Annotated in this window: 17 protein-coding genes; 6 read left to right on the top strand and 11 right to left on the bottom strand. The window is 54.1% G+C overall.

Features of this window, described 5'->3' with window-relative positions; all coding sequences use genetic code 11:
- Nucleotides 1-85: 85 nt before the first annotated feature.
- Nucleotides 86-1,120: a hypothetical protein gene (locus EOE18_RS04090; RefSeq protein WP_127706477.1), complete on the top strand. Its 1,035-nt coding sequence runs from the start codon at nucleotides 86-88 to the stop codon at nucleotides 1,118-1,120.
- Between the two features lie 62 nt (nucleotides 1,121-1,182).
- On the opposite strand, the gene EOE18_RS04095 is transcribed toward EOE18_RS04090, so the two are convergent.
- Genes EOE18_RS04095 through EOE18_RS04110 form a run of 4 tightly spaced genes read right to left on the bottom strand, consistent with a single transcriptional unit; the run spans nucleotide 1,183 to nucleotide 5,796 of the window.
- Nucleotides 1,183-2,100 (bottom strand): GIY-YIG nuclease family protein, encoded by a 918-nt coding sequence (locus tag EOE18_RS04095; RefSeq protein ID WP_127706479.1) that lies wholly within the window; start codon nucleotides 2,098-2,100, stop codon nucleotides 1,183-1,185.
- Nucleotides 2,097-2,645, bottom strand: a complete 549-nt coding sequence (locus EOE18_RS04100) for a hypothetical protein (protein WP_127706481.1) — start codon at nucleotides 2,643-2,645, stop codon at nucleotides 2,097-2,099. Before EOE18_RS04100 ends, EOE18_RS04095 begins: the two co-directional genes overlap by 4 nt.
- Nucleotides 2,642-3,979, bottom strand: a complete 1,338-nt coding sequence (locus EOE18_RS04105; protein ID WP_127706483.1) for a restriction endonuclease subunit S — start codon at nucleotides 3,977-3,979, stop codon at nucleotides 2,642-2,644. The genes EOE18_RS04100 and EOE18_RS04105 overlap by 4 nt, the downstream gene beginning before the upstream one ends.
- A complete protein-coding gene (locus EOE18_RS04110) occupies nucleotides 3,976-5,796 on the bottom strand; it encodes a type I restriction-modification system subunit M (RefSeq protein WP_127706485.1) in 1,821 nt (606 codons plus the stop codon). Before EOE18_RS04110 ends, EOE18_RS04105 begins: the two co-directional genes overlap by 4 nt.
- A 147-nt stretch (nucleotides 5,797-5,943) precedes the next feature.
- Between EOE18_RS04110 and EOE18_RS04115 the strand changes: the two genes are divergently transcribed.
- Entirely contained in the window at nucleotides 5,944-6,234 is a 291-nt protein-coding gene (locus tag EOE18_RS04115; protein ID WP_127706487.1) for a type II toxin-antitoxin system RelE/ParE family toxin, read from the top strand.
- Nucleotides 6,224-6,520, top strand: a complete 297-nt coding sequence (locus EOE18_RS04120) for a HigA family addiction module antitoxin (RefSeq protein ID WP_127706489.1) — start codon at nucleotides 6,224-6,226, stop codon at nucleotides 6,518-6,520. The genes EOE18_RS04115 and EOE18_RS04120 overlap by 11 nt, the downstream gene beginning before the upstream one ends.
- Nucleotides 6,521-6,652: 132 nt before the next feature.
- On the opposite strand, the gene EOE18_RS04125 is transcribed toward EOE18_RS04120, so the two are convergent.
- The 5 genes from EOE18_RS04125 to EOE18_RS18915 all read right to left on the bottom strand — a co-directional run bounded on the left by EOE18_RS04125 (nucleotide 6,653) and on the right by EOE18_RS18915 (nucleotide 15,863).
- Nucleotides 6,653-8,494 (bottom strand): lipoprotein N-acyltransferase Lnb domain-containing protein, encoded by a 1,842-nt coding sequence (locus EOE18_RS04125; protein ID WP_164852655.1) that lies wholly within the window; start codon nucleotides 8,492-8,494, stop codon nucleotides 6,653-6,655.
- Nucleotides 8,495-8,501: 7 nt separating this feature from the next.
- Nucleotides 8,502-8,864 carry an adenosine deaminase gene (locus tag EOE18_RS04130; RefSeq protein ID WP_127706493.1) on the bottom strand — a complete coding sequence of 121 codons (363 nt, stop codon included), beginning with the start codon at nucleotides 8,862-8,864 and terminating at the stop codon, nucleotides 8,502-8,504.
- A 238-nt stretch (nucleotides 8,865-9,102) separates the two neighbouring features.
- Complete coding sequence (locus EOE18_RS18650; protein WP_220445964.1) at nucleotides 9,103-11,640, bottom strand: cadherin domain-containing protein; 2,538 nt, start codon at nucleotides 11,638-11,640, stop codon at nucleotides 9,103-9,105.
- 93 nt (nucleotides 11,641-11,733) lie between these two features.
- The gene (locus tag EOE18_RS04155; RefSeq protein ID WP_127706495.1) at nucleotides 11,734-12,741 is read right to left on the bottom strand and encodes a hypothetical protein; all 1,008 of its coding nucleotides are present in this window, start codon (nucleotides 12,739-12,741) and stop codon (nucleotides 11,734-11,736) included.
- A gap of 434 nt (nucleotides 12,742-13,175) precedes the next feature.
- Nucleotides 13,176-15,863, bottom strand: a complete 2,688-nt coding sequence (locus EOE18_RS18915; protein ID WP_281278037.1) for a calcium-binding protein — start codon at nucleotides 15,861-15,863, stop codon at nucleotides 13,176-13,178.
- Nucleotides 15,864-16,096: 233 nt separating this feature from the next.
- Between EOE18_RS18915 and EOE18_RS04165 the strand changes: the two genes are divergently transcribed.
- Nucleotides 16,097-17,215: a helix-turn-helix domain-containing protein gene (locus EOE18_RS04165; protein WP_127706497.1), complete on the top strand. Its 1,119-nt coding sequence runs from the start codon at nucleotides 16,097-16,099 to the stop codon at nucleotides 17,213-17,215.
- Between the two features lie 638 nt (nucleotides 17,216-17,853).
- Nucleotides 17,854-18,423, top strand: a complete 570-nt coding sequence (locus tag EOE18_RS04170) for a hypothetical protein (RefSeq protein WP_127706499.1) — start codon at nucleotides 17,854-17,856, stop codon at nucleotides 18,421-18,423.
- A 185-nt stretch (nucleotides 18,424-18,608) separates the two neighbouring features.
- Here EOE18_RS04170 and EOE18_RS04175 read toward each other — a convergent pair whose 3' ends face one another.
- Nucleotides 18,609-18,800: a hypothetical protein gene (locus EOE18_RS04175; protein ID WP_127706501.1), complete on the bottom strand. Its 192-nt coding sequence runs from the start codon at nucleotides 18,798-18,800 to the stop codon at nucleotides 18,609-18,611.
- Nucleotides 18,801-19,502: 702 nt separating this feature from the next.
- On the opposite strand from EOE18_RS04175, the gene EOE18_RS04185 reads away from it, so the two are divergent.
- Nucleotides 19,503-19,784: a hypothetical protein gene (locus EOE18_RS04185; protein WP_127706503.1), complete on the top strand. Its 282-nt coding sequence runs from the start codon at nucleotides 19,503-19,505 to the stop codon at nucleotides 19,782-19,784.
- Nucleotides 19,785-20,107: 323 nt separating this feature from the next.
- Here EOE18_RS04185 and EOE18_RS04190 read toward each other — a convergent pair whose 3' ends face one another.
- Nucleotides 20,108-20,692 carry a hypothetical protein gene (locus EOE18_RS04190; RefSeq protein ID WP_127706505.1) on the bottom strand — a complete coding sequence of 195 codons (585 nt, stop codon included), beginning with the start codon at nucleotides 20,690-20,692 and terminating at the stop codon, nucleotides 20,108-20,110.
- Nucleotides 20,693-20,810 lie beyond the last annotated feature (118 nt).

Consider the following 20,810-nt stretch of genomic DNA (forward strand, 5'->3'; position numbering starts at 1 on the left):
GGAATTACAGTTCGACAATGATTGATTTCGAACATAAAAAGAACGCACGGAGTTTGCGAACCTATTCATACAGGGGGTAATTTAGGTGTCTAACGATAATTCACTAGAGGTCTTACCTTCCTTGCCAGCATCAGAAAAATCTGGCTCACAGATTTTGATGCGGATCTCAACAAAAGCAGCCGCATTGGAGAAAAACCTTCTCGCCTTGCTCCGCTACGTCGCGCTTTTGGTTGCAGTGATGGCTTTGGTTGGTTCGCTAGGGTTTCTTGCCATTGGCATGGTCAATCAGTTGGGAGAAACTGAAGTTAAGCCTGGTAAAGTGGCGGTACAGGCCAACGAACTCATTCCAGCTCAATCGGCAAAGAGCCTCCCGTCCGCTGATATACAGCCGATCAAACCCAGTTTGGACAAAGCGACCAAGGCTAAAACTCTAGAAATATTTCGCAGCCGGTTTAAGCCGTCGCAGCGGCCAGATGATAAATTGACCGATGATCAGGTTGTTGATTTCATTTGGACCGACAGCATGCTTTCGAGCTATGCAGACCTTGCGACGGCAGGCCTTACAGACGCAGGGGGGAAAGACCTTACCACCGCTGCCGCAATTATGGGGGATGCACTGACTGCGGTTGATACTGCAGCCCAAAATCCTGAATTTCAGAAAAAGTTGACCGCCTATCGCACCGCTCAGAAACAGAATGTTTGTACCGATCACTTTACCATTCATTCGCGCTTGGTGCCCGGTTGGGATAGCACAGCGACTAACTGTGAAGACTGGTATAAGTCACCTGTCGGTTGCGCAGGGACTCGCTTGGTTGAAGAGCCGGTGACCGAGAAGGTCTGCGAAATGAAGTTCCCTGAAGGGCTGCTTTCTCCAGTTGAGCAATATGCGATTGCCGTCGCAACTTATGCGGAGACTGCCAAGCATAAAAGCGATGATGCCAAAATTCAGGCGCAAAATAAAACCAGCGAAAACGGTTTGCGCAAAGAGATGGGTAAGGAGAGGATTCAGTTGGCTGCTGAAATTTTTCTCGGCTTCCTGGGCATCATGTTCCTTTATCTGTTTATTGCGCTGGAGCGCCATAATCGCAGCCTGCGCTTACTGATCAAGGAGGTGAAATAAGTCTGCCTCGGCGCGGTTCGGTAAGACGCCTGAACCGCGCCAACTTGGTTAGTGGAATATCTTCAGATCTCTGATGCCTGCGCCGCCTCAATGCGGCTAGCTTCCCATTCCTTATAGGTCTGCCGCGTGGCGGTATTGACCCATTCTGTGGTGCCATTGGCTGGCCTGCCGTGCACCACCGCCGCCGCTGCGCTGGGGCTCTGGAAGGCATAGCTCTGCGCAAACACGCAATGCTGATCTTGCTCGACCAACACACCGGCATGCTTCAGTTCAGCATGCAGCTTGCCATAGCCATCCTCGCGGCTGCTGGCCCAATTCAGGCGCGCTTGCGATCCCTGTTCCACCACAAACTCGCCCTGCTCAAGCGAAGCATGCGCGGTCAGGCCGTGTTTGCGGTTTTCGATGACGAACCGCGCCTCTGGCTCCTCCGCTGTCGCCACCGGCATGGCCGTGGCGGGTTTAGGCGCCGATCGTGCCCGCTGGATAAACATGTCGACCCGCACGGCGGGCAACACCACTAGCAGGTTTTCAAGGAAGGCTTCCATCTTGCCCTGATCGGCCTCGCTCAACCCTGGCAGGCTGGGGGCCACGCTGTTTTCCAGCTTCATGCGGCCAATGCTCTTGGCCTCCGCGATGAGGCGCGCTTCCAGATAGCGGACATGGGCCTTGTTCAGCTTGTTTGCCGCAGCCGTGATCAGGATGGCGCTGGTCCACCAGTCCTTCTTTACATCATGGCTGCGGATGCGGGCCGAGATGTCCTCGCCTTCGCCGATATAGGCCAGCGGTTCGCCGTCCTGCTCGCCCAGCAAGAGGTAGATGCCCGCATAGCTTGCCTCTGGCCGAGCCAGCGCGGTGGCGATCTGGGTGCGCGGGGTCATCAGCACATGCCCCGTCCAGTTGAACATCTCTGCGGTCAGCATCCCATCGGGGCGGCCATCGATGTAATACAGTTCAAGGCTGCGGCCGATGGCGCGGGTCATGCGGGCTTCACCCGAAAGCCCAGCAGCTTGAAGGCCTCAATCGCCTCTGGCTTCAACCGATAGCGGATGGTGCCAGCTTCATCGCGGCGGTGCGTGGTCAACAGGCGGATGAAGCCCTCCTTTTCCTCCCGCACGATGGGTTCCAGCGGCCAGAGATACTCCAGTCGCTTGGAGCAGATGTGCCCAAAGCCCATGTCCCACGCACGCGGATCCCAGCCGATTTTACCCGACAGTTCGGCGCAAGTGCTGTCGGGATGATCGAGCAGCGCGCGAAGGATCTTCTCCTCTGTCTCGGTCAAAGGCTCCAGTTCAAAGGCCAGCTTGATACGCAGGGCTGGCGTGGCTCTATCCAGCTCGGCCACCTTTTCGGCGCGGGCTTGCTGGGTCAGGCGGTTTTCCTCGGCGTCTTGCGCGTCCAGCGCGTCGATGACCTTGGCGGCGTTGGCATCGCCGGTGACGGCTTTCGCCTCGGCATTGGCGCGTAGCTTCTTGCGCTCGTCGGGCGACATGGCGGGGATCTTGGCGATGAGTTTGTCGATGCTCATGCGGTTTCCATTTCGGCGGTGGTGCCAGAGGTGGCCGATGCGGCGGCGGCGCGGACGTCGATCTTGCCGGTGACGGCGGCCGAGATCAGCGCGGCGCGGCGTTCTTGCAGCAGGGTGATGGCGGATTGGGCTTCGGTCATCAATTTCTCATAGCCCGACATGACTTCAACAACCCGAACTGCAATCTGCGCCTGCTCATCGGTTGGCGGAAACGGACACAGGAAGCTCTTGAACTCGTCGAGCGACAGGTTCTGCATACTGGAACTGGTTCCAGCGCAAGCAACCTGCACTTGCGAGCGGTAAAACGGGCTTTGCGTCCAAAGGTGCGTGAAAGCAGGCTCCAGCTCGGAAAAATGCACCTGCCACAGGCGATCAGGCAAAAAGAGGTTCGGTGCGTCCTCGATGACCAAGCCCGTCGCCCCAACAAGATCAGACGTGTTCATGCGACTGACGATCAAGCAGCCCGCCTTGACCGGGCAACTCGCTCGATCTCGTTCTTCAGCGATGACGGCTTTGTTTTCCTCTGGGCGAAATCGGCCCGTGTAAACCGCGCTCGTTTTGAGGACGCCTATCTCGTCGTCGGAGGCTGGCACGTCGATAGCGTTTACACTGACACCTGACTCGATGAAGCTGATGCCATACTTCAAAGGCTTCACCTCCCAATGCTCTGGGATTTGGCCGAGCCATTCGATGCCGCTGTCTTTGAGGGGGGCGGATGCGTTGAGGCCTTTGGTGACGGCGTGGGAGATGACTGCTTGGCGCTTTTCCTTCAGCAGCGCGATCAAGCGCTCCTGCTCTGCCACCAAGCCATCAATCTTGCCCACCTCCCGATCCAGAAACCCCGCAATCGCCTCCTGCTCGGCAATTGCTGGAAATGGCAACGGAATGTTGTTCATCCGTCCTTGCGTCAGTTTGTCGCGTGTCGAACCATCGATGAAATCAGCGTAGTCGGTGACGTTGAGGCAATAAGTCAGAAATTTAGGGTTGATGCTCTTGCTGTGACGCAAAACGTGGATGTGATTGTTGGGCCAAACTGGCCCCTGTGAAAAAAATGCAACCGGCTTGCTACGGTCGAAAAATGGAGCGCCATCTTCTCCAAGCAGAACGAGATCTTCGTCAAAAAGTGCCTGATCGATATAGTCCATGATGGCATTCGCGCCCCAGTACGGCACGTCACCAATCCTATCGGCACGCTGTTCACCGTTTAAGGGAATCCGTTGCCCATCACAACATTGAGTGACGAAGCGTAAACGCGTCACTTCCCAATGCCCCGGCACCGCGCCCAGCCACGCCACGCCGCTGTCCTTGTATTGAGCATAAGGGGGGAAGCTCACGCGGCCAACTCCTCCAGCATGGCCTGAATGCGCGCGGTCACGCCCGCCAGCTCAGCGTCGATCTCGGAGAGCGGACGGGGCGGCTCAAAGACATAGAAATGGCGGTTGAAGGGGATCTCATAGCCGACCTTGGTCTTGGTCTCGTCGATCCACGCATCGGGGGCATGGGGCTTTACCTCGCGCGCAAAATAGGCCTCGACGTCCTCGGACAAAGGCACATTCTCGGTATCGCGCAGGGCGCTGTCGGGCTGCATCTTGCCCTTGGCCTTGCCCTTCAGGCCCAGCACCACCTTGCCCGCCTCGTCGCGCAAGGGGCGCTCAACAGTGATAGTGCGATAGCCAAAGGCTTGCGTAGGGAAGATGCGCGAGAGGGGCGCGAGCTTCACCTTGCCACCCTCAGGCGCTTGCGGAGCAGCCTCGCCCGCGATGACGATCTGGCGCGAGACTTCCTTGCCGCTGGCGTCGATCAAAGTGGCCAATTGCGCCTCGACAAAGCTGCCGAACAGGCGCGTCACGTCCTCGATATGGGCCTCGCCCATCTCCTTGCGCTTGGAGCCGAGGGACTTGCGCATCTTCTGCCAGAAGCTGCTGGCGTCGATCAGTTGCACCTTGCCGGTGCGGGCCTGCGGCTTCTTGTTCGACAGGATCCAGACATAGGTGGCGATGCCGGTGTTGTAGAACATGTCGGTGGGCAGGGCGATGATCGCCTCGACCAGATCGTTTTCCAGCACATAGCGACGGATCTCGCTCTCGCCGCTGCCCGCGCCGCCGGTGAAGAGGGGCGAGCCGTTGAGGACGATGCCAAAGCGGCAACCGCCCTCGGTCCAAGGGCGCATCTTGGACAGCAGGTGCATGAGGAACAGAAGCGAGCCATCCGACACGCGCGGCAGGCCGGGGCCAAAGCGACCGGCATGGCCTTGGCGCTGGTGCTCATCCTGCACCTCTTTCTGCACCTTCTTCCATTCCACGCCAAAGGGCGGGTTGGAGAGCATATAGTCAAAGCGGGCGGCGGGGTGGCCGTCGTCGGACAGGGTGTTGCCCTGCACGATCTTGGTGATGTCCTGCCCTTTGATCAGCATGTCGGCCTTGCAGATGGCGTAGGACTCGGGGTTGAGTTCCTGTCCCCACATGGTGAGTTGGGCGGTGGGGTTGTGCTCGCGCAGGTATTCCTCGGCGATGGAGAGCATGCCGCCGGTGCCCGCCGTGGGGTCGTAGATGGAGCGCACGACGCTGGGCTTGGTCAGCACCTCGTCATCCTCGACGAAGAGCAGGTTGACCATGAGGCGGATCACCTCGCGCGGGGTGAAGTGTTCACCGGCCGTTTCGTTGCTGATTTCGGCGAATTTGCGGATCAGTTCTTCGAAGGCGAGGCCCATCTGGGCATTGTCGACGCGGTTGGGGTGGAGGTCGATGCGGGCAAAGCGTTCGGTGACCTGATAGAGCAGGCCGTTCTTGGCAAGGCGGTCGATCTGGGCGGCGAACTCGAACTGCTCGAAGATGTCGCGCACCTCGGCAGAGAAGCCTTGGATATAGGACAGGAGGTTGGTGCCGATATTGTCCTGATCGCCGATGAGTTTGGCGAGGTCCAGCGGGCTGCGGTTGAAGAACTGCATGCCAGCGGCGCGGATCAAGAAGGGATCGGGGCGGCCTGCCTCGGCTTCTTTCAGCACAGCGTCCTTGGTGGGCGCCAGAACGCAATCGAGGCGGCGCAGAACCGTAAAGGGCAGGATGACGCGGCCATATTCCGACTGCTTGTAGTCACCGCGCAGGAGGTCCGCCACGGACCAGATGAAATTGGAAAGCGATTGATGGTTCAAGGTATTGGCCTCCGTTGAGGAGGCTTTTGCCTCATCAGGGAATGGGCGGCAACGGGGAGGGTAAGTAAAGGGCGTGATTATTTTGCATAGGGGCGCCGCGTCAAGCGTCACTTGACGCTGGGGCGCGTGTCGCGTATCACTTGACACATGGACGTGGAAAGCATCCGGGACAAAGCCTTGCGGCGATTCTTTGAAAGCGGAAATGCCAAGGGACTGGTCGGTGACGTCAGTCGTTTGCGCAAGATGCTGGCTTTCATCGATGCTGCGGCGAGTTTGGATGAACTTTCTATCCCGCCCAATTATGGCTTGCATCGCCTGACGGGCGATCGAGACGGGACTTGGGCCATGACGGTAACCCGGAATTGGCGGCTTACTTTTGCCGTGAATGAGGATGGCGCGCTGATCGATTTGGATCTGGAGGATTATCATGGCGATTAAGATGCACGCCTCGTTAGCCGTTCATGCCGGTGATTGGCTGCGCACCGAAATTGTGCATCCGCATGGCATTACGGTGAAGGCACTGGCCGAGCATATGGGCGTTTCGCGGCAGGCACTGAGCATGTTGCTGAATGGCAAATCGAGCCTGACCGCCGATATGGCCATTCGGTTTGAAAAGAGCTTTGGGGTACAGGCTGATACGCTGATGCGGATGCAGGCTCGCTATGACCTAGCGCAGGCAAGAGCGCGGGCGGACGACATTAAGGTTGCGCCCCTGGCTGCCTGACTTTGGCCTTTTTTTGAATTTTGGTAGGATCAGGGCGATTTCCACACCGCCTGATTGGCAGCAACCCGGTCAATAGGCGCAGCAATTTCTAGGACTTCGGCGCTTTTCATTATGCAATCGGAATTCAAAAAATCAAAAGCGACGCTTGACAGATAGGAATGCGCATTCATTTTTTGCATTGGCATTGAACGTGTTTTTATAGTTCAACTCCATCGAAATATTTTTCCCTATCCGTTTTGATTGAACGATTTCGAACGAGTTGCTGCGCACGCCTGACGCCATCGTACTCAAGCTCGAAGTCCACAGGGCTACTGTCTTCATACCCCAAATTTCACGAATTACGGCGCCGATTTGGACGTTGGCATGCACGTAAGGCTTAAAATTCAGCAAGCCTCCGCCACCACCGATCATTGAGTAGATGTCGATGTCAGGCATAATTCTTTTTGTCAGGCCAACACCGCCATCAACGACAAAAGGGTGACGCCGATGCATAGCGGCATCCATTTGAGTGTCCATGCCAAAGCTGAAGCGGCCAGACAGACCACCGGTAAGGGCGTTCTGTGGCAAGAGTGTTGTCATTCCAAAGATGGTTAATTGTCGCAATGCAGGGCGGCCTGACCCTCTTTTCTCAATGACGCCCGACAGCAACTTCAACTCGGTTTCGTGGGATGAACTTCCGTTGTTGTCGGTAATCAGGTGAGAGGCCGGAAGCCACGCCAATCGCAATGCGGGCAGTCCGCCATCTATACCTGCTTGTAAGGATATCTGCCGCTCGCCATCGCCTTTTCGTGGGTCAATCGCGGGGTTAAGCGAGAGGGAACTGTCGCTTCCTGTGGCGTTAAGCCGCGCATTCAGCCGTTCCAAGTTTTGCTGTGCTCGCAGCGGGTCGAGTCTTTTTGATTCTTGCACGTAACTGTTTTCTGCCAGCGCCGATTGCAGTAACCGCGGGTCATCGCCCAGCATCTCCACATTGCCGGTTAACACAGAATTCAATACAAGCGTTTGATTTCGCTTTGACATTCCCTCTGATAACGCCCTTACGAGAGCGCGATCGGGATAATGGACTTGAACTTTATCAATCAGACCTGCCCGTTCTGCTGTGCGTAGGACATCTTTGGGCGTTGTCCACAAAGGTGGTGATTGCCCTTTGATTCCTGATAATTGGATCAGAAAGCGAACAACTGTCGCGCAGTTATAGCCGACATACAGATAGGTTTGCTGGACATTCTTCAATTCTAGGGTGTGGAGCACCATCAAGCGGCGCTGGAACGCATCGAGTTTCAGGTGGTATTCCCAAACTTTGCGCTGCTCGCCACGGAGATACAACTCCAGATTCGAGTTGTAAGGCGTAAGAGCGAAATAGCCCTTTCGCCCAGTGACAAAGCTTTCGACGATTAATTTCGGGTAATTTTTTGTTCTGGTGTCAGTATAAAACGAGACGGCGTGACTTGTTTCATCGCCCTTGAGATTTGTGCCGCTGAATTTTAGAAAAGAATGGCCCAAAAAGCTGGATGGGCTAGAAAGGCTGTCCGCCGCAAACACCAAGTCAATGTGATCATCTGAAGCATTCTGAAGAAATTCATTTACATCAGGGCATTGTTCAATTGGCAATGCAGGGGCCCGAAGTTTCTCTTGAAGCCAAAGGGCGCGTGCCGGGAAACGGCAGAGTGCCTCCTGGCTATGCTTACCCCACAGGGCTGCGATTGTTGCGCGCAGTTCTTCGCGAACAGAAAATTTGCCATCACTGAGGAAGAAGGCATTGTCGACAATGTGTCGCTTACCATGTTCAACGTGCAGCAAACTCAGCCAAACCTGATCATCTTCAAGGTGATGGGCTTGAGCTGAGGATTGGAGTTGCTCAAGATCTGGCGAAGTAGGGGCGCCTGCACAAGCAGATGGGCATGAGATAAGGCCTGCCGCAAAAAAAAGCGGCGCAAGCGCCGCTTTTCCCCACAGTCGGAAAAAATCCGTCACTGTTGCGTTAGCCTTTGCAATTGATCACAACGTTATCGTTGTACTTCCACATCTTCTCGCTGCCGAAGTCGGTGCTGGACCCCAAGAGGCCGCCCGAAAGGATGTTGATAAAGAAAACAGAGTCAACTTGCTTGGCTGCAACTGTTTCTTTGGTGCAGTTGCCGTCCTCAGTGGTAAACGTCTTGTTCTTATTTTCACGCTTCACTTGCACCACACCAGGAGCGGCGAAGGCGGCGCCATTTACAGTGCCCTTTACCTGTTGCCCATTCGAAGTGGACACATTGACCTGCTGGGTCGGCTTGTTAAGGATCGTGGCGCAGCCCGACAATGCAACTGCAGAAGACAAAATGATGGCAACACGAAAGCGCATGTTTTCCCCGTTATGTTAATAAGCCCCGTAACTTTTCCGCAACTAGCGGATAAAGTGCCTGGCGCAAGTCATAAATTAGATTTTTATGAAGCATTCCTGCAAAGTTTGGGCAATTTGCGACATCGAGCGTTTATGCCTGCGGGCTTGGGCCATTAAACTACATGCGAACCCAGCCGCACCCAATGGAAACCCCGCCACCAACTTGCACTGATGGCGGGGCTTGCAAATCGCGACGCGATTACATCATTACAAAATCGCCCACGCTCAAGGTCGGCTTGGTGTTGAAGGTTGCGAGCAGAACTGCCGCCCCCGCCCCATTGGCGTCGGCGTCATAGAAAAGGCTACCGGTGGTCTGATTGTAGATCAGATATTGCTCCGCATTGGTCGACGTAGCGCCAAAGGTAATTTGCGAGGCAGCGATCTTACCATCATCACCCAAAGCTAGGCTGGTAAACACATCCAGATCAAATGCCAGCGTATCAACGCCAGTCTCAAACCCGTAAATGCGGTCCGATGTGCCGTCCAAAACATTCAGCACATAGGTGTCAGGCCCAGTATCGCCGGTTAGCGTATCCGCGCCAGCACCGCCAATCAGTCGGTCCGCCCCATCACCGCCGTAAAGTGCGTCTGCCCCACTGCCGCCATAAAGCACATCATTGCCGCCTTCGCCGCGCAGAGCATCATTGCCATCCAACCCGCGAAGAATATTGATGCCGGCATTGCCCGTAATGGCATTATCTAGCCCGTTGCCAGTTCCAGACAGGGCGCCAGTGCCACTCAATGACAATTTCTCGACATTGGCGCCAAGAGTGTAGCTGATCGAGGCTTTCACCCAGTCTATGCCTTCGCCTGCAAGTTCTGTGACACGATCGCCGCTGGCATCGACAATGTACGTGTCATCACCTTCGCCACCCTTCATCGTATCCGCACCGGCACCGCCGTCCAGATAGTCGTTGCCTGAACCGCCGTTGAGCGTGTCGGCGTCATTCTGGCCATAGATCAGGTCGTCACCTGCGCCGCCGTTCAAAGTGTCCAGACCATCACCACCATAAAGCGTGTCATTGCCCAGATCGCCATTCAACGTGTCGTTTCCGGCCATGCCGTTCAGCTTGTCGGCTTCATCGCTGCCGTTCATGGTTTCGGCAGCGGCAGTGCCAACGCGCGTGATGGCCTCCGCGACGTTGCCAACGGTGACCGCGAGGCTCTGGCTATCACTTAATGAGCCATCGCTGGCGGTTACGATCACGTCATACACGTTGTCGCTGCCAGCATCGGTAGGCACTTCGTAATTGGGGGCTGCCTTGAAGCTTAGAGCGCCAGTCGAGGCATCGATCTGGAAACGATCTGCATCGGCACCCCCGGTGATCGAATAGGTGATCACCGAGGCCCCATCCAAATCGCGTGCAGAAACCGTGGTTACTGCTGAAGTATTTTCTAGCACATTGATCGCCGCTGCTGCGCCTGCGCCGTTAGACGTAATGTCAGGCGCTTCGTTCACATTGGTGACATTTACTGCAAACGCCCGCGTATCATCCAGGCTACCGTCGCTGGCAGTGACGATTACATCATAGACATTGTCAGCGCCCACGTCGCCAGCGGCCTCGAAGTCTGGAGCAGATTTGAAGCTAAGCGCGCCGGTCGCAGAATCAATCTGGAACAACGACGCATCTGCGCCTCCAGTGATTGAGTAGGTAATCACGCTCCCCGCATCGACGTCGGAAGCAGCAACAGTGGCAACCGACAAGCCATTTTCCGCAGCGCTGACCGTGGCGCCGGGCGTGGTGATAATGGGGGCCTCGTTGACGTTCGAGACAGACACCAGCACGCGTTGGCTTCCTGACATCAACCCATCGCTGGCGGTAACAATGATGTCATAGGTGTTGTTGCTGCCGCCATCGAGGGGCATTTCATAATCAGGCGCAGTGATGAAGCTCAATGCACCACTGGCCGGGTCAATTTGGAACAGTGCGGCGTCTGGCCCGCCGGTAATGGCGTAGGTGATGGAGCTATTTGCGTCTGCATCTTCTGCCGCCAATGTTGTGACGACATTGCCGTTTTCGGCAATGCGGAAACTGGATGTAAAAATGGGTGCTTCGTTCACATTGGTGACGCTCACCGCGATGTCCTGACTGTCACTCAGTGCGCGATCGCTGGCCGTGACAGTTACATCATATATGTTGTTACCCCCTACATCCGTCGGCGCCTCAAAGTTGGGCGCAGCCTTAAAGCTGAGCGCGCCCGTGCTGGCGTCGATCTGGAACTTGCCAGCGTCAGCGCCGCCCGTGATGGCGTAGGTGATCGTTGTCGAGGCGTCGGCGTCGGTCGCTGTAATTGTGGTCACAGCCTTGGCGTTTTCTTGGATACTGACGGACGCAGTTGCAGCGCCTCCGCTTGACGTAATTGTCGGCGCTTCATTGGTATTGGTAACCGAGACGGCAATGGCCTGACTATCCGTGAGGTTTCCATCGCTGACCGTCACCGTCACGTCATACACATTATTGCCGCCCGCGTCTGAAGGAGCCTCAAAATTCGGGGCATTCTTGAAGGTCAGTGCGCCGGTGACAGAGTTAATTTGGAACAGCCACGAGTCGGCGCCGCCAGTAATGGAATAAGCAAGTGTTGAGCCCGCATCAGCGTCCGTCGCCGCAACAGTGGTAACAGTGGTGGTGTTTTCCGCAATGCTGACTGCTGCAGTCGCTAGGCCACCGCTAGAAGTGATTATCGGGGCGTTTTGAGTGAGATTATCGTACACAGTGAAGATTGTGTTAATTCCCATTGATTTCAATTGGGATGAGCTGTAATAATTGTAATTCCCAGCTTTATCCCACACATAGACATACTCAATGTTATAAGCACCAGAAGAAGTGGCTTATGAAAAATACTGATTAAGTGTCGATGACAAATCCGAAAAACTGTCAGTGGAATTGTAAAAATAAAGAGCACTTTGGCGACCGTACGAATTCTGAAAACTCTTATCTAGGCTGACATACACATAGTCTATGCCCGAACCCGCATCGCTAGCGCTTGCCGTGAAGTTGACGTAGGTCCCATTGCTCACGTTGATTGTGGATGGGATGGTCAACCCAAGCAAGGTGCCGGGGGTATTGTCTGTGGCCGCTCCACCGCTTACAGTGAAGCTTGTGTTAATTCCCATTGATTTCAATTGGGATGAGCTGTAATAATTGTAATTCCCAGCTTTATCCCACACATAGACATACTCAATGTTATAAGCACCAGAAGAAGTGGCTGATGAAAAATACTGATTAAGTGTCGATGACAAATCCGAAAAACTGTCAGTGGAATTGTAAAAATAAAGAGCACTTTGGCGACCGTACGAATTCTGAAAACTCTTATCTAGGCTGACATACACATAGTCTATGCCCGAACCCGCATCGCTAGCGCTTGCCGTGAAGTTGACGTAGGTCCCATTGCTCACGTTGATTGTGGATGGGATGGTCAACCCAAGCAAGGTGCCGGGGGTATTGTCTGTGGCCGCTCCACCGCTTACAGTGAAGCTTGTGTTAATTCCCATTGATTTCAATTGGGATGAGCTGTAATAATTGTAATTCCCAGCCTTATCCCACACATAGACATACTCAATGTTATAAGCACCAGAAGAAGTGGCTGATGAAAAATACTGATTAAGTGTCGATGACAAATCCGAAAAACTGTCAGTGGAATTGTAAAAATAAAGAGCACTTTGGCGACCGTACGAATTCTGAAAACTCTTATCTAGGCTGACATACACATAGTCTATGCCCAAACCCGCATCGCTAGCGCTTGCCGTGAAGTTAGCGTAGGTTCCATTGCTCACGTTGATTGTGGATGGGATGGTCAACCCAAGCAAGGTGCCGGGGGTATTGTCTGCAGCTGCCACAAAATAACTCCATGTCGCACTAAATTAACCCCAATGTTGCAAGGGCGGCATTCATCCGCAAGATTTGAGCACAAACATCCTGTGCACATTTCAGATATTTTTATTTTATCGGAACAAACTCCCACATTCTCGGTCCATTCCCCACCCGCATTCCAGGGCAAAAGCTGCCAGAAAGATCTCGCCACCAACAAAGAGGTCAATCTATGAGCTTTCAGTCGGAGATTTTGGTAGGATCAGCGCGATTTCCACACCGCCTGATAGGCAGCACCCCAGTCAACAGGCGCGGCAATTTCTAGGACTTCGGTGTTTTTCTAGGCTTGTACCCTTGGAGGTGAAGCAATGTGCTATATGCAAACCCAGCCGTGGCAGAAAATTGAACACGCAGGGCAGGAAAAAATGGCCTTTGCCCTGCGTGTTCCCGTTATAACTCTCGATTAAATCAGAACAAAATCACCCGCATCCAAGGTTGGCTTGGTAGTCAGCGTTGCGATCTGGATAGCTACACCGCTGCCTGATCCATCGGCATCATAATACAACGCGCCGGTGGCTTGGTTGTAGATCAGGCGTTGATCTGCCGTATTGGCCTTAGTGCCCAGTACAAAGTTGGACGCATTCAAAGTCCCCGCAGCGCTGCCCGAAAAGGCAGAGAAGGCGGTTCGATCCAGCGCAATGTGGTCAATGCCGTGTTCGAAGTCTTTGATCGTGTCTTTTGTTGTCGGATCGAACAGATCGAACGAAAAAGTGTCTGCACCAGTGCCCCCGCTCAGGGTGTCCGCCCCCAGGCCACCCGACAGCCAATCCACGCCATTACCTGCAGAGAGCGTGTCATTTCCAGTGCCGCCATAAAGGAAGTCATTACCATCCCCACCGGTCAGCACGTCATTCCCGCCCAGACCGTAGAGTTGGTTGCTGCCTGCATTGCCGGTGATGGTGTTGGCCAAATCATTGCCCGTTCCGGTGAGGTTATCCGTACCGGTCAGCGTCAGCTTTTCCAGATTGGCGCCCAGAGTATAGCCGACCGAAGCTGACACCGTGTCGGTGCCTTCATTGGCATTCTCGATCACTACATCGCCGATGTCATCGACGGTATAGCCGTCATCCCCCAAACCGCCTGACATGCTGTCCGCACCCAGGCCGCCGACGAGTTTGTCATTGCCCGCCCCGCCGATCAGCGTGTCTTGCCCATTGTCGCCGTTGAGGGTGTCATTGCCATCGCCACCGTCGAGCGTGTCATTGCCTTCAGCGCCGGTCAGGACGTCGTTGCCACCCAAACCGTAGAGTTGGTTGTTTCCCGTATTGCCGGTGATGGTGTTGGCCAGATTATTACCGGTTCCGGTAAGATCGTTGGCGCCGGTCAGCGTCAGTTTCTCCAGATTGGCGCCCAGAGTATAGCTGATTGAGGCAGACACGGTGTCGGTGCCTTCGTCGGCATTTTCGGTGACCACATCGCCAACATCATCCACGGTGTAGCTGTCATCACCCAGACCGCCCGACATGGTGTCCGCGCCCAGTCCGCCTACCAACCTATCATTGCCTGCGCCACCAATCAGCGTGTCATTGCCCGCACCGCCGTTGAGGCTGTCATTGCCATCGCCGCCGGAAAGGACATTGTTTGCTGAATTTCCGGTGATAACGTTGTCGAGGCTATTGCCACTTCCGTTGATAGAAGATGTTCCCGTCAAGGTAAGGTTTTCGACGTTGGCACCAAGCGAGAAATTTACCGATGACATCACAAGATCTGTACCTTCACCGATCTTTTCCATGGCGATGTCACCGGCATTGTCCACGATGTATGTGTCATTGCCAGAGCCGCCTTGCATGAAATCCGCGCCTTGACCGCCATCCAACCTGTCATTGCCCGCACCAGTGCTGAGCATGTCAGATTTGGAGGTTGCTAGTGGCAATCCTGCAGTTGATTTGGTTTGGCTTATGGTGTCAGCCCCGTCGGTACCAATAATGACAGCGCCATCGAGAATTGGCCCACCTTCTGGCGTAAATGTCTTGCTGTAGACCTCTGCCGCGATTTCATATGTTACAACGAAACCTCCACCGACAATCGGCGTAACAGTATGACCGCCTTGCCCACTAAAGTAATATTCAGAAATCTTCGTAGGAACTCCGTTCAAATTTCCATTGCTATCGATAATTTGATAATAAAGGACAGTGCCATGCGTGTATGTGATAACAAAGTCGCCATTCGTCAGGCTTGCGGCATTGCTATACCATCCAAGGCTGAGAAACTTTTCTGTGCCAACCTTATTACCAGATCCATCAAACAACTGATAGTTAACTGTATAGCCGTCAGGAGCAGTTCCAGTCCATGTTACAAGGAAGCCGCCATTGCTGGTTGATGTGATTTCGGGGAATCGCTGCATCCCCTGCGTGGTGGTATTGGCAAAGAATTCCCCTGAAATTGCCTGGCCGTTCACATTGAAGATTTTTGCGAGGACTGCATAATGGTCGCCATCGCTATTGGTGCCGATAGTTTCCCACGCAACAACAAAATTGCCATTGCTCAGAGCGGTAACTTCAGCAGCCCCTTGAGAATAACCGTCACCGAAAAATTGATTGATGCGGAAATTTTCGCCAGAAATCTGACCATCTGATGTAAAAATCTGCCCAACAATGCCACCAGCGCCAGCCCCAGGCGCCTGATGGTTTTGCTCCCAAGTCGCCACAATCCTTCCATCACTTAACGTAGTAAGCGAGATCGACGAAGGTGAGGTGTAAGATGGAAAATTGCTTATCAGAAATGGATTAGATGCGGGAATCCCTGAAGAATTAAAAATTCGAGCATACAAATAACCATCTCCGTATTCATTTTTATCCTCCCATAAGGCCATGAAGCCCCCATTCGACAGCGAGATGGCTTGGCCATTGAACTGTCGATCCTGTTTCCCATCATTAATGGTAAAGTCGCCTCCAAGAGTTTCTCCACTGTAAGAAAAAATTCGCCCTTTTACATCAATATTCCCTTTGAAAACGCCAAATTCTGGAGACAACCTCTCCGACCAAGTATACAATAGTCGGCCATTGCTGATTGGAGTAATGTATGGTGAGGTTTGCTGCCTATCAGCATTAAGGTTAACGGTATACGAGGCTGTATTGTTATAAACGGTCATGTCGCACCTGCATTTTGAATTTAGATCATCTAGATTGGCGCAGGGACATGAAAATGCTCCTGTCGCCGATAGTACCAGTTTGCAGCAGGAACATTCCCTAGGCATCCCCAGATCAGGGTATGCCGACCAATTTTGAAACATGCCCCTCAGGATTGTTGATATTTCCGGTCAATCCCGATTGAATGCTGCAGTGCGACGATTGATGGCTCGCGCTTGGAATTGATGAGGGGGCAATGGGACGAGCCACAACCGTTCAGGATTTGCGCGAGACGTTTCTCGCAGCACCCTTGACCCAAGGCGGCTGGGAGTTGGCTCTGCGCGACATGGCTCGCCTAACCAATTCTGCGCGGGGACAACTGATTGCCTTTGACGGCGGGCCGATTTTTACCCTTGATATCATTACCAATTTGGATGGTAATGACTTCCAGCGGAAGTTTGTCGAAATAAATGGCGGAAATCCCAACGTAAATTGGCGAGTACATTGTTCCGGTGAACCGTTGGAATTGATTTACGAACATCATTACGACGAGGCGCACAAGAGGCAGCGCTTTGACCTCTATGATGATTTTGCACATGACGCAGACATGAGCTTTGGCATGCAGGCTGTGTTGCAGCAGGAGCGCGGCAGCTTCTTTGGTCTGGCCACGCTTCGTACACGCGAGGATGGCCCCAGCAGCGAAGATGATCGGGCTATATTCGGCGGAATTTTGACAGCGGCGCAAACGGCCGTGCGCTTACAAAGGAATCTGGCCCATCAAGGTTCCCTGCTTCTGGCCGGTGCGCTGGAAGCCATGGATGCATCGGTCATCCTGCTCAATCGATATGGTCGAATGATGGGGCATACCCGTTGTGCTCAGGCCGCCCTTTCCAGCCAGTCACATTTACGCAGCGCCAACGGCAAGATATTTGCCACATCCCCCCGATCCGACCGTAAGCTGCAGGCAGCTATTGCGCGGGTACATAAAGCTGTTGAACGGGGAGATTTTCCCACACCGCAGCTGGTTTGGCTGGAAACTGCAACGGATGACTTGGCTGCAGGGGTTATCTGCGAAATATTTGGCCTGCCGCGTCAGGATTGGAGCCTTGGCGAAAGGCCCCATTTGCTGATCAACCTCAAGCAACCGGCTCAATTTGACGAGCGCCACGTCGCCGTGCTGCGTGAGGCCATCGGCTTCTCGCCCAGCGAGGCTGAAGTGGCATTGCAATTGGCGAAGGGCATGGACCGCGAGGGAATAGCGAGTTCTCGGCAGGTATCCCCTGAGACGGTCCATACGCAGATGAAACATATCTACCGAAAGACCGGCATGCACAATGCTGGCGAACTGATCGCCTTCCTGCGCGATATGCTCTGACGAGCGGAATTTTTTCGCCCATACCCAAGGCAGGGGATGAGCCCAAAAGCGTTTCGTGCTGTTGATCGTCACACAAAAGGAGTGCGACGATGCAAAGCTTTAGATGTGGAATTACCCTTTTTGTGGCCTTGGGCATCTTCGTGAGCGGTTTGCCGGTGCTGCCCCCAACAGCACACGCAGCTTATGATGATGATCAGGATTCAACTGGCTGCATCAGCCGACCAGATGTACGCTATAATGTTAACTTTGCGGGAAACACGGCGGCATACGTACGAAACAACTGCAATCATGCCGTCGATATCCGATTCTGCCTTGAGCGGGATACGGGTTGGAACTGCGGTGTTAATTGGGGCGTACGTCCTGGGCAGACGTGGAGTTGGAGCAGTTTCAAAGCTACTGGAGAATGGTTCTATGATGCACGGCCAGCAGGGAGCAGTCGACGCTTTCGTTCGCCCGGCTAAATAGATTATCAAATGGACGGGTTGTAGAGCTAATTTACCGCGCGCCGACCCGTCCATTCATGGCGCCGCTGCCGTCATTCAGTAGGCACAAATTCCCGCATTCTCGGACCATTTCCCACCCGCATTCCAGCGCAGAAGCTGTCAGAAAGATCTCGTCACCAACAACGAGGTCAATCTATGAGCTTTGCTTTTCAAGCCCGCTGTCGCGGCGATGATACCGCCGTCACCATCATCGCCCATGACATGGAACATGCCAGCCTCATCTTTGCCGAATGGCTGCGCAACCACCGCGGGCATATCATCAGCCAGTTCATGGACTTTCGGGTCTTCACCGACAGACATGTCTATGCCCAGCCCGAAATGCGCGATCTGATGGAAGCTGGGTATACCGGCGTGTGCTACTGGCTGGAAGAGCCTGAAGTATGGACCATTGCACCCCCGCATATGCCGGCCAAAGGCCCGCTGGAGCGCCCCGTCAGGATCAAGGCCTTTGCCTTCCACCATGGTAAGGAAAGCGCTCTCTGGGTCTTTGCAGAAGATGTGGCGGAGGCACACGCCATCTATGACATCTGGCACCGCGACACATGGGGCTGCCCTGCAGAATGGGACAAAATCACGCCGCTGCTGCCTCACAAGATCCCGATGGAGAAAAGCATGCTGCTCGAAGACATGGATGAGGGCCGCAAAGGCATCGCAGAGCAAGATGACGAGGGTGACTGGCGCATATGTCCGCCAGAGCGGGTTTGACGCTGTAGGGGCCTAAAAATGGCTGTGGCGGGGTTTGAGCATAAGCGGCCCCGCCTTCAATCCGAACGCCGGTAACTTGACGGTTTTGCGCGTGGGTATGGTGATTTTTGGGTGGACTTTTTGGATTGGTTAAAGTGATTTTGTTGCGAATGCAGACGCTGCGTGCGAATTTTCGCACTTTCCGGCTATCGCAGCGGAACCTTACCTACAGCCACCGCACCTGCCCCATCTTCGCCCAGCAACGCCGGCCTATCCTGTTTCGCGTGCAATATACGCCACACGCCGACCACCTCAGCACCTTTGGTATCGATGATCAGCCAAGGAAAACCTTTGATGCGCCGCAACCGCAATTTAGCAATGCCAAGTTCCTGAACCACCGGGGCGTTCCCCTGGTTGGAAACCAAGAAAGGTCGGTCTAGGTGTGATTTGATGCATCAATGGAGGCCAGAGCGGTTTCCACACAGGCATCTGCACCCAACGCATCGATGGCCCGCTGAACATCACGCCGCCCGAGTTCTTGAAGCACGGCCGGCTTTGCCGCCTTCATGATGCCTGATGGTGTTGGGCCTGATCGACCAGCGCTTGGAAATGGCACCGCTCTAGAGTCTTCCCTACCGGTGATGCCGCGTCGTCCAACGGCAGGCCCCGCAACTTCTGCAACTCCTGATCTTTGCGGATGAGCTAGCGGACATACTCCCTGCTCTTGCTGCAACTCCGCGTCGAAACCTGCTGGCCCAAAAAAACCTATAACGTTTCGGGCAGGGAGATCCTCAGCATGCTTTGGCGCGGACTCTCTCAAACTTTGGCAAACCACTACCGGTGAGACCAAGTCCTCCTTGAAAGTGACAATCCCATTTTCGACCCACTCTAGGTCTATTGGGAACCCATGATTTCGAAGTTGACGTTCCTGCTTCAGGTTACCTCGGTTCGCTCCGAGGATAAGAAGATTGCCATAACAATCCGATCCATGGGGATGTCATTTCCTGGGACGTCTATTCTCATGGGAGAATCTGATTTTTGCTTTTCGCCTACGTCCATAGGCTAGGAATGGCACCCCGCTTCAAGCGAGGTGCCCGAGTGTGAAACTCAGCGACGGTGACCAGTCGACGAAAGGGCCGTCATTCCGCAACCAGGGGCGGTATATCCACGCCTTCAACTGGGCGTGGTTCAAAAAATTCAGTGGGGATGAAAATCTGATGACAGAAAGTATGTGGGATCGCGGCGATCCGCGACTTTCAAAGCATATGCCGCAGCACCGACGCCTGAGCGCAACTGGAGATCAATCGACCCTCCTGTACGGGACACGTCCCTCCAGCATCTCCGAAGAAATTCTTCACATTCAGCGGAACCAGAAAATCTAGGCAGTAAAGGCTTTAGGTCGATCAAGCAGTGGAGATGAGCATTACTCTCCAAATGCTCAGGGACTGCCACTGCTCGCAGTCGCTCACACGACGGACGCTTTTCGACCCGTGCGACATTCAGAATTTTACCGTCAACCTTTTTGCAAAAGGCGCCGAAGATAGATTTAATTCTAAGAACAGTGAGCGAACGCTCACTGTTTAGGGTCAAAAAATGAGTGTACCCTTGGTCTTCGAAGAACTTGGCAAAATGCGGGCGGAGGTTGTGAGGGTTGGCATACAGATGTCTAGTCATTCACACATTTTATGTGTTATATCGCACACAGTCAATGGGTGTCGCCAACTAGGTGCTGGATAGCACTCAAAAGATCCTCCCGCATCTTTGCATCCCGCAACCAAGCCGCACGCCAGCGCCCAACCAACGCAACCTCCTGCACGCTCAACCATCGCCGAGCAGGGCGGGGATCAGCAACAACCTCGCGCATGACAGCTTTATGCTCCGAACTCAAATTCTCAATTCGAAGACCTGCCAACTCCTCCAACTCGCTTGTGAAGCTGAAAGATTGATCCGCTTTAATATCAGAAGAATCAGATAACAACCTTCTTGCCGAAGCGCACCTCTGCTCAACAGCAGCCAAGAAGAATTCACTGGCTGATATCTCCACCTCATTGGCGATAGCTTCGGCCCGCTCAAGGGGAATTGGGACCCGACCACTTGCCATGTGACTTAAAACCACAGACTGCTTGTAACCTAAGGACTTTGCCACATCCCTGCCAGATCGACGCTTATCCCGCTTCAGCGCAAGCAAGCCATCCTTAAGCATCAGCGCCGCGCGAGTCTCCGCGTAAGGCTCTCCAACGATCCCCAAAGGCTCAGACACATAGTTCGTTGACGAAACATATTTCGACACTCAAGCCTCCTCTTGACACTCGAAAATGAGTGTCATATTACACACAACGTGCACTAAAGCACAGGCCAACGCGCGCTATTCCAAAACTCACCCCAGCCGTCAACCCAAACAACCGTGA

Source organism: Novosphingobium umbonatum (genome assembly GCF_004005905.1).
Taxonomy (GTDB): domain Bacteria; phylum Pseudomonadota; class Alphaproteobacteria; order Sphingomonadales; family Sphingomonadaceae; genus Novosphingobium; species Novosphingobium umbonatum.